The organism is Bradyrhizobium sp. (assembly GCF_035935975.1).
GTDB lineage: Bacteria > Pseudomonadota > Alphaproteobacteria > Rhizobiales > Xanthobacteraceae > Bradyrhizobium.
The window spans coordinates 46,366-60,907 of record NZ_DASYWN010000057.1 but is presented as its reverse complement, the minus strand read 5'-3'; the positions used below and the strand labels follow the sequence as shown (position 1 = coordinate 60,907).

Sequence of the window (14,542 nt, the reverse complement as noted above, 5' to 3'; positions counted from 1 at the left end):
GCGTCAACTACAGCGTTCAGTCCAACCCGAGGCTATTCAGCCTGGCGGCCAACTGCAGACCTCTACAAATCGCCGGCGAACGGCGTCGATACCGGTCAGTTCAAACAGGTTCTCGTAAGCGGGAGCCGCTTCGGCAAACACTTTGATCAGAAACAGGCCGGCTTTCGGCATGGTGCGTACGAGGCGGACGACGTCGCCCGGGAAAGCAAGACTTCGTCCGCCGTCGGCAACCCTCCAGCGCCCGTCGACCGGCGGCTGGCCATTGAACTGGAATGTGACCTTGATGTCGGTGGCCGGGGTCTTGGTCCAGGAATTCGCCGCGGATAGCAACAGCTCGGTCCGATTGGCGTGACAACGAATAGCGAGCGAGGACGACGGATTATTCGAGCCGGCCCGTGAAGTCGTCTGCGCGGCGATCTGTGGTTTGTAGTCCACCGGCGACGTGGTTTCGCTCACGATCCAGTTCGGACCTGGAGGCGGCGCCTCGACGAATTGCCCAAGTGCGTTCCCGATCTGATCGTCGACGCATATCATGTGCTCCATCCCCTCAAACTTCGCACAAGCTCTCAAAGGATCCGGCCTATCTTCCGCCAGTGCGTAGTTCAGATACCCGATACCCGCGAGCGCGAAGGCTGCGAGGGTACCTGCGCGCTTCATCGCGATAATCCGACTGTCGCACCCGGCGAGCGATCGAGCCATTCCTGCGCCGGAGCAAACCGGGCCAGGGCGGGCACACTGGCGCGGAGATTCACATCCTTCCATTTGGTATCGAAGCCGGCAGATTGCAGCCGGTCGAGCCGTCCGAACAGGTGCTCCACGAAGCGCGCCATGCGCCGATAGCGATCGGTCTGCGGCTGCCAATTGTAGGCGGCAAGAACTGTGGGAACGGCGATGGTTGCAATCCGCTTGCCCTCCGGAACCAGGTTTGGATAATCTTTTGAATCGAGGGATGACGGAAGATAATAGTCTTCAAACCTGGGGTCATATTCGATCGGCAGGAACTTGAAGCCCTCTTCCCAGCGTCCCTTCAGGAATGCGTCGACCGGCTTCGATGTGATGAAGACGACCGCAGCGATTTCGCCGCTTTTCATCTGCTGCAATGCCACTTGATGCGGGATGAACATCTTTTCGACATTCAATCCCAGCCGGCTGAAGATCAGCGGTCCGGAATAGGCAGCCGCCGTACCCTGGGTGTTGAAGTTGACCTTCTTTCCCCGGAGGTCGTCGAGGGACTTGATTTCCGGGCGCACGAAGACATGCAGTTCGGCCGGGAAGAGGTTGAGGACATAGACGATGCGCTGCTGGATCGTCGGCACCTGTGCCTTGTACTCTTCGAGGGCATCCGTGTTGATGATCGCCGCGTCGACGCCCCTGAGATAGAGCAGTGAATTGACGTTCTCGGTTGCACCGGTCGTCACGATCGGAATGACGTGCAGCTTGTCGTCCTCATTGACGACCCGGGCGATTTCTGCGGCGAGGCGAAGCGGCGCGCCTTCGATCAATCCTCCGGCGAGCCCGACCGTCCATGCATTGATACGTTCTTTTGCGATCGCCTCGGCCGATCGTTGTGCCGCAGGCGCCTGTGACTCGCGTGCCTGACGAGATTGGGCGCTGGCGGTCGGCTGCAAGCCGAGGATTGCCAGGGCGACCACGAATGCGAGCTTGCTCAGGGACATGAGTCTCTCCACTCTTTTGGCAAAAGTTTTCGAGGGCTCGCTCCCGCAGCTATCTGAGCCCCACGATCCGTCCGTCCGCATCGCGAATGCCGCCAGCCCGAGCTCGTTCGTACAGCTCGCGCGCCTTCACCGGATCGCCGGCGACACCGCGGACGTCCCAGGATTGCAGCACGTGAGGGTCGTAAGTTTCGGCCAGCATGAAGGCGGCCTTTGCGCTGCCACGTTCAAGAACGTATTCGAGCAACCCGCGAGCAGCGTTGATGTCCGCTTGACGTAGCAATGTGCTGGCGCGAGCGAGCAGCCGCTCCTCATTGGCAAGCGCACGCGGCGCTGCAGTCGTGCCGATCGATCGCTCCGCCGCCGCGATGTTTGTCGCAGCAGGGGCGGACGAGGCGCCAGTTGTCAGCTTGGCTTCCGGCGGCGTTGCGGCCGAAGCGGGAGGCTTGGGTGAAGGTGAGGCGGGAGGCTGGACGACGCCTTGGCTCGGTGCGCGCGCCGAACCGCCAGGCGAGGGCGCCACCACGGCCGCGGACGCATTCCATGCGGCCAAACGATCCCCGGCGGAAGCAAGGGCCGGCGGCGGCGCCTTGCCGCTGCTTGCTGGCTCCTTTTCGCGTGCTGCTTCCGCCCTGTCCGCACGTGCGGTGGCCTCGAATGCTTCGATCCGTGCCGCGTCGCGTTCATTTTGTCGCGACGCCGCTTCACGTGCGAGAGTGTCCGCACGACTGCGCTGCTGCTCGAGCTCGCGTGTCAGTACCTGTTTTTGACCGGCATCTGCCGCGTTCGCCTTGGCGGTCTCCGAGGCTGCGGTCCGGAGGGTGCCGAGTTCGTTGATCAGGGCCTCCGTCTTGTTCCGTTCCAGTTTCAGTTCGCGCTCGAGTGCTTGTTTTTGTGCAGCCTCGGTCGCATTGGATTTTGTGGATTCTGATGCTGCGCTCCGCGCAGCGTCCAGTTCAGAGCGAAGAGAGGTCAGCTGGCGGACAGCGTTATCTGCTCTGTCCCGCTGCTTCTCGAGTTCGCGTGTCAGTGCCTGCTTTTGACCGGCATCTGCCGCGTTCGCCTTGGCGGTCTCCGAGGCTGCGGTCCGGAGGGTGCCGAGTTCGTTGGTCAGGGCCTCCGTCTTGTCCCGTGCCAGTTTCAGTTCGCGCTCGAGAGCTTGCTTTTGCGCAGCCTCGGTCGCATTGGATTTCGTGGATTCTGATGCTGCGCTTCGCGCGGCGTCCAGTTCGGAGCGAAGAGAGGTCAGCTGGCGGACAGCGCTCTCCGCTCTGTCCCGCTGCTTCTCGAGCTCGCGTGTCAGTTCTTGCTTTTGACCGGCATCTGCCGCGCTCGCCTTGGCGGTCTCCGAGGCTGCGGTCCGGAGGGGGCCGAGTTCGTTGGTCAGGGCCTCCGTCTTGTCCCGTTCCAGTTTCAGTTCGCGCTCGAGAGCTTGCTTTTGCGCAGCCTCGGTCGCATTGGATTTCGTGGATTCTGATGCTGCGCTCCGCGCGGCGTCCAGTTCCGAGCGAAGAGAGGTCAGCTGGCGGACAGCGCTCTCCGCTCTGTCTCGCTGCGTCTCGAGTTCGCGTGTCAGGACCTGCTTTTGATCGGCATCTGCCGCGTTCGCCTTGGCGGTCTCCGAGGTTGCGGTCCGGAGGGTGCCAAGTTCGTTGATCAGGGCCTCCGTCTTGTCCTGTTCCTGCTTCAGTTCGCGCTCGAGAGCTTGTTTTTGTGCAATCTCGGTCGCGGTGGATTTCGCTGATTCTGATGCTGCGCCTCGCGCAGCGTCCAGTTCAGAGCGTAGGAACGCAAGCTGGAGCGCAAAACGTTTCGCTCCGTTCCGCCGGTCGTGGGGGAGCTCTTGCTTGAGCTCGGGTGCGGACGCCTGCATAGCCTTCGAAGCCGCGACCCGCGCGACCTCGAGTTCCGCTTTCAGGAAGGAGAGCTCACGCGATAGATTGTTCGTCTTCTCCCGTTCCTGTTCGAGCGCCTGCGTCTGCTGGATGCCGATCTCAATGGCGCGGGCGTTGTGCGCCTGGACCTGCCGCATCGAGCCGAGCTCCGCTCGGACCGCGGCCAATTCGCGCGCAAGCTGGTCCCTTCGTTCCCGCTCCTGATCCAGCAACAGCCTCTGGCTGACCCGCTCCGCTTCAAAAGCCGATTGAACGGCGCTTGGGTTGGCGGGCAATGAAGGTGCCGCTTCGCGCGCAGGACTGTCAGCCGGAGCGGGTTGCCTCTCCTTCGCAGTCAGCGCCCCGTCGGGGCCGGCTGCCGCGGGCCCGCGGACTGGCTGTGCTTCGGCAGGCTGCGCCTTGTCTGTGCGTTGAGCCAGGATCAACTTCCGTACGATCCCGTCGATCTGTCGTTGTGGGGGGGCGGAGCTCGTTCGTTCCAGCTCGGCCATTGCGATCAAGTGCGCGCCACGGTCTCCTTCGTCCCGGGATTTTGCGTCGGCGGCTCCAATCGGAAGCGGCAGAACACAGGTCGCCAGAAGCACTGCGAACGTGCCAGCCAGGGCGCATGCGTGCGGCCGGCGCGCGGTGGTCGGCGCGACAGCTGCTTGTCTCGGCGAATCGAATCCGTGCACCCCCATTACTGCAGCCCAATGCTCGATGGAGACCATGACATTGCGTTCATGACACCGCTTTCATTGGCGTGCTGTCGATATCGCAGTCGCGGTAGCCAAAATGGAGTAGGGGAGCAGCATAAGGGTATTAAGTAGATGAACCGGATCCGTGTCCAAATCGTATTGACCCCGGCGATCCAGCTTCAATAGCCTGCGGGCACAATTCATCACACGCGCAGGAAGCTCGACATGAGCAGATCATTCGCCATTGTTGCCGGCGTGACGGCAGTCGCACTGATCCTCGTCAGCGGAATCGAAGCCTCCGGTTCTGCGCAATCCGCCCCCTCGACCAGGCCTCCCGGCGCTTCAGCCAGAAACGCAAATGCCGCAATGACCAGGGCGACGTCGCGGACGCAGCTTCCGCACCGGCTTGTCATCCATGTCGACGTCAACGATCCGGCCGTGATGAATCTCGCTCTGAACAACGCCAGCAACGTGGCTCAGTACTACAGCGATCTCAACCAGAAGGTGGAGATAGAAGTCGTCGCGTACGGGCCGGGACTGCACATGCTGCGAGATGACACGTCCCCCGTAAAAGGGCGTATCAAGGCGATGAGCGAGACCACGCCCGGACTTACGTTTTCGGCATGTGGAAATACGCGCGAAAACATGACGAAGAACGAGGGCAAGGACGTTCCGATCATCTCCCAGGCGAAGATGACCAAATCCGGGGTCGTCCGCCTGATGGAGCTTCAGGAGCAAGGCTGGAGCTACCTGCGGCCCTGACGGTCGCACGCCGCACGCGGAGGAGAAGACGGTTCGGAGCCGGCTCGAGGGCTGCCGGCGCAACTGTTCCGTATCTTGCTGTCGCGCCACGAGCGCAACCTCAAACGCACTTGTCGTGGATCAAGGGCAGGACGCCGTGATCGCGCGCTCGATCACGGGTCGGTTGACCGAGAGGTGCGGCTCGACCACCAGGTCGAGATGCCCGCCGGCGATCGGAATCACCTCGAGTTCTTCAAAGAGAGAGTCCCATCCGAGGCGCGGCGTTACGCCCGGCCGATGGCAGGCGAAGACCGTTCCCTTGATGGGCAGACGAGCTTTGCTATCCGAAAGCCATCGTCCGAACGCGCGCATCCGGAGGATTTCTTCCAGTTCCAGCTTGAGCATGAAAGATGTGTTTGCCAGGCGAGACCAATGAATGGCGTCGATCAGCCTGCAGAATCGAACCTCCTGGCCCGTACGAGCGGCAAGCTTGGCTACGGAGCGGCAAAACATGCGATAGATCGTCACGCGATGAGATTGAATCCGCTGCAGCGTGCGGGAAAAAGCTTCGCGGTGATTTGCTTTGCGAGGACCCACATTGGTGTCGAGGATGCCCAGGAATTTGACCGCGCGCCCCTGTTCAATCAATCGGCTTGCAACCTCGAAAGCGACGCCGCCGCCGAGGGAGTAGCCGATCATGCGAACATCGCCGAGTGACTGGGCCGCATTGATCTGTTCAACCGCGAGGGCGGCCATTTCCTGGACTGAATCGGATCCAGCGAGGCTCCAGCTCAGGTCTGGATAGCGAATAGGTATGACCCGCGCCACCTTGCCCAGCTGAGCGCCAAAGGCTGCCATACTCGGGCCGTACCCCATGGAGCCCGGCAGTATGACCAGACTTGGGAGGAGCTGGTGGTCGGGACGCTGCTGCGCCGGTCCATCCACCGAAGCGACAGCCCGGATCATGTCTTCAGCGCTCATATCGACCGTGAACGCTGCCATGTTGAGTTCTCGGCCGATCAGCTCTTCGAGATCCATGACGCAGCGCAGAAGCTTCAGGGAATCGCCGCCGGCCTCGTCCCAGCGTCCGGCAGCCTCCGGGACGCCGAGGATGCTGCTCCACACCTGTTGCACGGCTTTGTTGGCATCGGCCATTCTCGGCGCAGCCGGCGCAGGCGCCGGCGAGCTCGTCTTGCTTTCCAGATCGAGCAGTTTCAGTTTGGCCTGATCGATCTTTCCTCCCGGAAGGCGGGGAATCTCCATGACTTCGTGCAGCCTGGTCGGATGCAAGGCCGCAGGAACGGCCTGTCGGATCGAGTCGCGAATTTCGGTCTTGAAGTGGGGCCTCAGTGGATTGACCGGCGACGCAAAAAGAACCAGTTCGTTCGCATCCGTCACGACGGCCACAGCATCTTTCACATAAGCGAGCTTGCGTAGCGCACTCTCGAGCTCGGCCGGCTCGACACGCTGACCGTTGATCTTGAGTTGCCGCCCTTTGCGTCCAACGATCCGCATCAGCCCATGGCTATCCACGACGGCGAGATCGCCGGTGTGGTAGATGCGGCATTTTGGGCCGTTCGGGGCCGGCAATGCCGGAGAAAGCCGTCCGCCTTCCCAGTATCCGAGCATGACGTACTTGCTCTTGATAACCAGTTCGCCGACTTCACCGCACGGGACGTTCTTTCCGTTTTCGTCCACCAGGGCATAGGAGATGCCCGGAAGAAGATAGCCCACTGGAACGCTGGCGCCGTCCTCTGGCCAGTCCTTGGGCAGAAACCACTGGGTGCCGGTGGTTTCCGTCGACAGATAGCTGACCTGAATGAAGCAACTCGGCTTCACCGCTTTTCGAACCAGCGCGATATCGGTCCACAGCACCTTCTCGCCGCCGATGCGAATCAAGCGAAGCGATTCGAAGTCGGCTTGCCGGCTTGCGCTGATCAGTGCGCGAACCAAGGCTGGTACAACGTAAGTAATCGTCACCTGTTGCGTAACGATCTGGCGAAGAACGCCGCGCAACCCGAGGAGCTCGACGTCGACGATGTGCAGTTTCGCCCCCGTCAACACGGCTGACAGCATCTCTCGGCAACCGGCGATCGTCGTGGGGCCGCTCAGAGGCATGAAAACGTCGGCGGCGCCTATGTGACATGCGTCCACATATTGCTGGACGCGCTGGAGCAGGTTGCGTTGGCTGTTCACGACGCCCTTTGGCGCACCGGTGCTGCCGGAGGTGTAGAGCACGACGGCGGGCGCATCGACGGAAACCTTCGCGATCGCGGAGTGTTCTGCGGAACGTTCGCTGGCACTCGCAGCGTCAAGCCAGAGCAAGCCCGTTTGCTCGACCCACTCGGCGGAATCGCCAGGATCCCGTCCGACCAGTACGGAAATTCGTGCGGCAGTGGCGATGCCGATGAGCCGCTGAACCGGATCGCGTGGATTGAGCGGGACCAGGATTCGTCCGGCCGCCATGCAGGCGAGCATGACGATTGGCTGCCAGGCCGATGCGCGCAGCAGCCATCCAACGGCCTCGCCCTCCGGGATGAGAGCCTCGATCGCCTGAGCCAAGGTCAGGACCCTGGACAACAGTTGTGAGTACGTAAAGGAATAGGTGCCGTCGTCGAGTGCGATCTTGTTGCCAAACCTCGCATTCACCGCGATCAGGTGGTCGAGCGCACAGATGTCGGCAAAGCCTGCGCCAAGAGGATCGAATGCTTGATCGATCGGGCCGTTCAGATCGAGAGGCACTTCCACGGGGCTCAGCCAGCGCTCAGGAAGTTGCTGAACGGTCGAGGACGGGTGCGTGTCGAGAGCGTCGCTTGAACCACCAGACGGATGGCTACCGCTAAGGGTTTGAAGCTGCATCACCGTCCCCGTCATGTTCCTGCCCTAACGTATGCCACCCCGGCTTGGGGACGCATACTTCAAACGAAGGATGCGGTTGTGTGATTGAGAACTACACGGCATCGGATCCAGGAGACGGCCCGCCGTCGCCGCCTGGTTATCGGTTTCTTGCCGCCTTAATGGGCCGGGTGATTAACGTTCACCCAGCTTGATCATTTCCGTGCCCTCAAACCAGGTTCGGCTCGCTCGGCAGCATTGATGACCGGCTCTATGCTCATCCACCGTGCCGCCGCCGTTGTGAAACGGTGGAAGTAGAGCATGAGAGTCGAAGTCGACGATCGCGTGGTGTCGGACGGGGCGACCTCGGTCGGCACGCCGTGCGCGAGGACACACCAGAACTTGATATGGCTATCCAGGTCCGACGACCGGGCGAAGCGGTTCAGAGCGCTCCGTACGACGTCCCGGCTCGTGCTTCCGGCGCGGACGCAAAGTAGAACGTGATCGGTCCAGGAGGCGAGAAGTCGTACTTCCGGCGCATCATCCAGCGAAGGCGCATTGATGACGACGAGATCGTAGGCATTTCTGAAGTGCTCGAACAGCGAAGCGACCTTCGGCCCCGCCAGCGGCCCCAGGCGGCTTCCCTCGGACAGGCTCGACGATATGTAGTCGATACCGAGCTCCGGGATGTGCTGGATGGCTTTGGCCGCGGCTCCGTCGTGCGCCAGCAGCTTGAACAGATCGGCAGATTCGCCGCCGGCGCGTCGCGGTATCTGGGCGAAATCCAGGAACAGGACGCGTTGTCCGAGCTGTGCCGCGCAAGAGCCGAAACTCCAGGCGATCGCGCTCTTGCCTTCACCCTGCAAGCTGGACGTCACCAGGACAACGTGCTGCGCCCGTGGCGAGACCCGATCCGCGGCCATGAGGGATACGACAGTAGAGCGGACGGCCCTGTCATACGAGATGGCCGAGTCCTTTATGAACCGCCGCGGCGAGCTGCTCAGTTCCAGAGGGATCGAAGGTATCAACCCGACGCACGGGATATCCAGGGCTTCAGCAGCTTCGGCCTCCGTGTGCAGGCTTCGATCGAAGTGACGCAGGATGATGGCGACGAAACAAGCAAGGAGAGCGAAGACAATCGTGATCGGGGGAACGAGGAGGAGCGGATTCAACGAGCTGGGGGAGTCCGATGCCGTAGCATCCGCGATGACCGTGATGTCCGGTTCGGCGACGACGCCCTTCGTGGTCAGTTCCTGCCGTTTGCGCAGCAGGGTTTCATATTGCTGCGCCAGGGTGGTGATCTTCCACTCCAACGCAGCGGCACTCTGTGATGACGGGGCCTGACCTGAATGGCTGGCGTCCCATTCCTCCTTCGCCTTGGACAGGTCATTCTGCACGATGGCCGATTGTGTTGCGATCGCGTCCAGGGCTTGCTGCTCCACAGCCTGTTTTTGCCGGACCAGCTCGTCGGCGTAGGATCGTGCAACCAGGTTCGCGAGATCGGCGGCCCGTTGCGGATTGGCGTCGCTGACAATGATGCTGATGACTCTGGACCTGCGTTCCTGACTGATCTTCAAGCGACTCTTCAAGGCCCCCACCGCCGCGCCATCGCTCGGTTGATGTTTCCGGAACGGGAGCAGCACCTTCACCCTCGACCATAAGGAGCCGAGAAGCGACTCGCTCGCTTTGCCCCCGGCGGGGTTGTCGAGCAGCCTCACTGCCGGGACAAGCCGCCGCAGATAAGCGTCGGACGACATGACGGTCACGTGCGTGTCGATGGTCGGATCGTCCGAGCCGCCGGTCGCAGAGGCATTCCCCGGCGCTCCTGGAATGGTTGCGCCTGGGGCGTTCACGACAAGCTGGGCCGTCGCGAGATAGGACGGGGACATGAAAAGGCTACCCAGCACCGCGAGCAGCGCGCCTGCGCTGATCATCTTGATGATGAAGCGCCGGTATCGCCTGATGCTCTCCAGAACGTGCTTGAAGGCCGCGATGGCGTCATCGGGAGGAGGCTCGTCGGCGCTCGACCGTCCCTGGGACAGGACAGTTACCGGCAAAATTCGTTTACCTGCGTACGCGTCCATCGCGTGCTCCTCTACTGCGCCGGTTCCATCGCGTCCGCCATTCGGGACGTTTCGGAAGCAACTGATGAATCGAGCCAGGACTGCAGCATCAGGATGGCCCATAGCGGTCGTGAGAAATCGCGGCGCCCGCTAAGATGTTGCTGCCAGCAGTCCTGCACGCGCGCGACGTCCAGAAGCTGCTGGTTACGAAGACGCGACTCGGAAATGAGGTCCGATGCCCATGAACGAAGAGGTCCCTTCAGCCAGGCGCCGATCGGTACGTCGAAGCCCTGTTTCGGTCGCTCGAACAGGTGAGGGGGCACGTAGCGGCCGAGAACCTGGCGGAGGAGCCATTTGCCCTGGCCGTGACGCACCTTCGCGGAGTTCGGCAGCGTCCAGCTGAACTCGACAACGCGATGGTCGAGAATCGGGCAGCGAGCCTCCAGGCTGGTCGCCATGCTGGCCCGATCGAGTTTCACGAGAATATCGCTCGGGAGGTATCCAAGCATATCCCGGACGATGAAATCGGACAGGAGATCGTTGAGCGGAGGGATCGCATCGGAATCGGCCTCCGCCTGCTCGCGCGTCAACTGTAGTTCGGAAAGTCGTGTCGATCGGCGGTACATCTCGTCGACGTCATTGCTGCCGATAAGGTCTGCCAGGCGGTTGATCCGGTCGCCGTGGGTCATCCGCTGCAACCAATCCGGGAGACGAAGCGCTTCGACGACGCTTTCGCGCATGCCGCGTCCAAGCAGCGCCACGCCGCTTGCGGCCATCGTCCGTATTGGCCGGTTGGACTTCAGCAGAGGCGCCAGGCGGGCCGACAGAACATGTCTGGAGTATCCGGCGAAGCACTCGTCACCTCCGTCGCCGGACAGGGCAACGGTGACTTCCCGTCTTGCAAGCCGGGACAGAAGCAGCGTCGGGATCTGCGATTCATCAGCAAACGGCTCGTCCCAGATGGTCGGAAGTTCGGGAATGACCGCTCTGGCTTCTGCGGGGGTGAGACGCAGCTCGGTATGGCTGGTGCCGAGATGCCGCGCCACGGCCGCGGCGTTGGCCGTCTCATCAAAGGCGCGCTCACCGAAACCGATCGTGTATGTCTGCACCGGCCGGGCCGACTGGGCCTGCATCAGGGCTACGACGGTCGAGCTGTCTATCCCGCCCGACAGGAACAGCCCGACCGGTACGTCGGCAACCATTCGGTCGGCGACTGCGGCTTCCAGCAGACCGTGAAGCTGGGACACGAGCTGCTGGTCATCCGCGGTTGCCAGTGCTGCGCGACCCGCGCGCGCGACATCGGCCAACGACCACCACGAGCGTGTGTTTTCCCGTAGCGCGGCGACGTCCCGCATGACCGAAAGGTCCTCGGCACGGATGGAGAGGACGCCGGCGGGGGGAAGCTTGAAGACGCCTCGCCATATGCACTGATCCTCCGGCAACCATCCGCGAGCCAGAAACTCCGCGACCGCGCGAGAGTCGATCTCCTGGTGGAAGTCGGGGAATGCAGCGATGGCCTTCAGCTCGGATGCGAACACGATCGCACCTGGCGTCCGCGCGACATAGAGCGGCTTCTTTCCCATTCGATCGCGGGCCAGATGCAGCATGCGGTTCCGGCGGTCCCACAAGCCGATCGCGAACATGCCGTTGGTGCGCTGGAGCGCCTTCTCAAGCCCCCATCTCTCGATCAGGGCCAGCAACACTTCCGTGTCGCTATTGCCGGTGAAGTGCTTGCCTTCGCGCTCGAGCTCCCGGCGCAGGGGCTTGTAGTTGTAGATCTCGCCGTTGAATGTAATGACGAAGCGCCCGTCGCTCGAAAGCATCGGCTGTCGCCCGGCATCGGACAGATCGACGATGGCGAGCCTGCGGTGCCCGAGCGCAATTCCGGCGTCCCGGTCGCTCCAGAAGCCGTCCGCATCGGGACCGCGGTGGCGCAGGCGAGCCGTCATCGGTCCGATCGCCGCCAGGTCGGCGGATCGAGAAGCCTGCTGCGTCTGAAGTATTCCGGTAATCCCACACATGGCCTAATTTCCAATGCGCGCATGCGCCGGTGATCGCCGCGCCGAGCCCAGGACGAGGCCCAGTGTGACTGCGAACCACACGGTCGGATGCCGAAGGACGAAATGACTGATGCTGAAGATGGCGAGCGCAAAGATCAGAACGGCCAAGGCGTCAAGCCGCGCGCGCAGCAGGAGCAGAAGCGTTCCTGCCAGCAGGCCGAAAATGATGATCACCCCGGGCAGACCGCCCTGGGTGAACACGTCCAGAATAGTGCTGTGAGCTTCCACCGGAAGCGGTACGCCCTTGTCCGTGATGCCGGTTGGTTTCTCCAAGTGCGGACCGGGACCAAGCCCAAGCGATCCGGACTCCAGTCCGGCTTGCAGGGCGTCCTGCCAAAGGCTCAGCCGCAGGTTGGCGGTGGCTTTCGTTGCCTCACCGCCACGATCCTTCATCATGCCGGCAGCCAGTCCCTCGACGTCATTCGCCGTTGCCACCCCGTAGGGGAGCAGCGAGAGAGCAAGGGGCACAAAGGCCACGACGGCGAGCATTGCGGCCGCAAAACGCAGACTCAATCGATGCTCGGGTGACGTCAGCCAGCCTCGCAACCGCAGCCCAACGAACAGGGGTATCGAGAGCGACATCGAGATGAGGAAGGTATCGCTCTTCGTCAGCCGGCCTACGACGAATGTGGCGACACAGCTGAACACCGCAGCGAGACGGCCAAATCCCTTGGATGTCAGAGCCATGTGAAGCGATAACGGCGTCAAGACCGCACAGTAGATCGCAAGCTGGTTGGGATTCTCCGACCATCCGCGAAAGCGGTCCCAGTACCATGGATCCACCGACGCTATGCGGACGTATTCCCAGCCCAATGCCAGCTGCGCAACCATGGCAATGATCCAGAATCCGATGAGGAACCACAGCGCTTGGCGCAGCGTGCCTTCGGGTTTCAACGTGGCCGCGACCAGGCAAGTGATGGCCGCCACGAGGAGGTATGCGAAGATATCGTGCGCAACGAGCTCGGGGTCGATGATCTCCGGGCGCAGCAACGCCAGGAATGCCCCGAAACTCTGGATGAAGATGAAGCAGACCCAGAATGCAAGGAGCCAGAGCAGCGCATTGGGGTTTGAAATCCTTGAATCGGCCAGGAGACGCAGGGATGCGAGACCGATCCACAGCACGAGGCAGGCCTCACCGAGCCCCAAGGGAACGCCGGGGAGGCGCAGCTGCGAAGCCGTCCCAAGTATGAGGCCAAGCGCAAGAAGAGCACTACTGATCATTGTACTTCACTGCTGCTGCAGGCTGCCGCCGGCATGTCATTCGAACGGCTTCGGGAAAGCAGCTGCCTGTAAAGCTCTGCATAGCGATCCGCCACGAAGTTCAGGTCAAACTCGCGGCGCACCACGCCGATCGAGCGCTGCCCCATTGTCTTTGCCCGCGCGGAATCCTGGAGAAGGTCGAGAATCGCGGCCGCGAGCGCGCGCGGGTCGCGCGGCGGCACAAGGTGGCCGTTCCAGTCATCGGTGACCACGTCGTCGCATCCCGGCATGCGGGAGGCGACGATCGGCACGCCGGCCAATCCGGCTTCCAGCAGAACGCGGGGAATACCCTCCCGATATTCGGTTGGAAAGGCGAAGAGGTCGGCGAGTCCCAGAAGAGCGGGAATATCCGTTCTGGCACCGGTCGCAACCACGTAGGGCGCGTGCCCCTCGATCAGTGCCTGATCTATCGCGAACGGACCCTCGCTTTCGCGCGGACCGACGAGCAGAAAGCGAACCTTGGGGCGTGCCTGATGAACGATCTTCGCTGCTTCGAGCAGCGTCGCGATGCCCTTTTGTACGGTTAACCGGCTTACCGTCAGGACGATTTCGGCATCGCCCAGCCCGAGTTCGGCGCGCAGCTCGGCAGGCGAGGCCATGTGCGCTCGTGTTGCCTCGAAAGCGCCGACATCGATCCCCGAGCCTCCGATCACGACAGACGAGCTCTTTCCAAGCAGACCGTACCGGTGGAAGAAGTTCTTGTCCGTCTTGTTCTGAAATACTGTCGCTGCGGTCCAGCACGCCGCCAGGCGTTGCATGGCCAGATAGACGGGACGAAAGGCGAGGGCTTTCAGCTCCGTCGAGGAGAACACCCATCCCATTCCGTTGATCGTGCGCACGATGGGGACGGAACCGCGAAGGGCCAACGGTGCAAACAGGTTTGGCTTGGTGTCGAACGTCTGGATCACGTCGGGACGAGCGTGCTTCACAACCTGTGCCAGTTGACCCATGGCAGCGCGATCGGAGAGGCTGACGCCAAATCTGTCGAACTGATATCGATGGTACGGGATGCCATTCTTCGCGAATGCGGATACGGCACCGGTGCCGGCCGCACTCACGCGCAGGCCGCGGTTCTGCAGCGCCGCCAGGAACGGGATACGCAGCGCGTGATCCTCGCCTCCTACGCAAAGCAAGTGCAGCGCCATGTTCGTTCCTCTCTCAGACCTTTGAGCAATTTCGCCGAGGCATCGGTTCTTTGCGAAGGGCGCTAACCCTCTCGGCAAAGCTTGCACAGAAGCAGGTTAGGACGTGTCCGTGCCCTGTCTTCATGCGTTCGAATGACAGCAGCGACGCGCGCTTCACGAACCTGCTCGGATAGGGGTTTTCGCGCGGACAACG

The 14,542-nt window shown here is 62.2% G+C and carries 9 protein-coding genes; 1 reads left to right on the top strand and 8 read right to left on the bottom strand.

Annotated features, from left to right (window positions below; all coding sequences use genetic code 11):
• Positions 1 to 36: 36 nt before the first annotated feature.
• Genes VGR99_RS36340 through VGR99_RS36330 form a run of 3 tightly spaced genes read right to left on the bottom strand, consistent with a single transcriptional unit; the run spans position 37 to position 3,843 of the window.
• Positions 37 to 657 carry a hypothetical protein gene (locus tag VGR99_RS36340; RefSeq protein WP_326904766.1) on the bottom strand — a complete coding sequence of 207 codons (621 nt, stop codon included), beginning with the start codon at positions 655 to 657 and terminating at the stop codon, positions 37 to 39.
• Positions 654 to 1,676 (bottom strand): TAXI family TRAP transporter solute-binding subunit, encoded by a 1,023-nt coding sequence (locus VGR99_RS36335; RefSeq protein WP_326904765.1) that lies wholly within the window; start codon positions 1,674 to 1,676, stop codon positions 654 to 656. The genes VGR99_RS36340 and VGR99_RS36335 overlap by 4 nt, the downstream gene beginning before the upstream one ends.
• A gap of 49 nt (positions 1,677 to 1,725) precedes the next feature.
• Positions 1,726 to 3,843 (bottom strand): hypothetical protein, encoded by a 2,118-nt coding sequence (locus tag VGR99_RS36330; RefSeq protein ID WP_326904764.1) that lies wholly within the window; start codon positions 3,841 to 3,843, stop codon positions 1,726 to 1,728.
• Between the two features lie 627 nt (positions 3,844 to 4,470).
• On the opposite strand from VGR99_RS36330, the gene VGR99_RS36325 reads away from it, so the two are divergent.
• Complete coding sequence (locus tag VGR99_RS36325) at positions 4,471 to 5,007, top strand: hypothetical protein (RefSeq protein ID WP_326904763.1); 537 nt, start codon at positions 4,471 to 4,473, stop codon at positions 5,005 to 5,007.
• A gap of 120 nt (positions 5,008 to 5,127) precedes the next feature.
• On the opposite strand, the gene VGR99_RS36320 is transcribed toward VGR99_RS36325, so the two are convergent.
• The 5 genes from VGR99_RS36320 to VGR99_RS36300 all read right to left on the bottom strand — a co-directional run bounded on the left by VGR99_RS36320 (position 5,128) and on the right by VGR99_RS36300 (position 14,349).
• A complete protein-coding gene (locus tag VGR99_RS36320; RefSeq protein ID WP_326904762.1) occupies positions 5,128 to 7,860 on the bottom strand; it encodes a non-ribosomal peptide synthetase in 2,733 nt (910 codons plus the stop codon).
• A 176-nt stretch (positions 7,861 to 8,036) separates the two neighbouring features.
• Positions 8,037 to 9,905 (bottom strand): hypothetical protein, encoded by a 1,869-nt coding sequence (locus tag VGR99_RS36315; RefSeq protein ID WP_326904761.1) that lies wholly within the window; start codon positions 9,903 to 9,905, stop codon positions 8,037 to 8,039.
• Between the two features lie 11 nt (positions 9,906 to 9,916).
• Complete coding sequence (gene asnB, locus VGR99_RS36310) at positions 9,917 to 11,905, bottom strand: asparagine synthase (glutamine-hydrolyzing) (protein WP_326904760.1); 1,989 nt, start codon at positions 11,903 to 11,905, stop codon at positions 9,917 to 9,919.
• A gap of 3 nt (positions 11,906 to 11,908) precedes the next feature.
• Positions 11,909 to 13,165, bottom strand: a complete 1,257-nt coding sequence (locus VGR99_RS36305; RefSeq protein WP_326904759.1) for an O-antigen ligase family protein — start codon at positions 13,163 to 13,165, stop codon at positions 11,909 to 11,911.
• Positions 13,162 to 14,349, bottom strand: a complete 1,188-nt coding sequence (locus tag VGR99_RS36300) for a glycosyltransferase (RefSeq protein WP_326904758.1) — start codon at positions 14,347 to 14,349, stop codon at positions 13,162 to 13,164. The genes VGR99_RS36305 and VGR99_RS36300 overlap by 4 nt, the downstream gene beginning before the upstream one ends.
• Positions 14,350 to 14,542 lie beyond the last annotated feature (193 nt).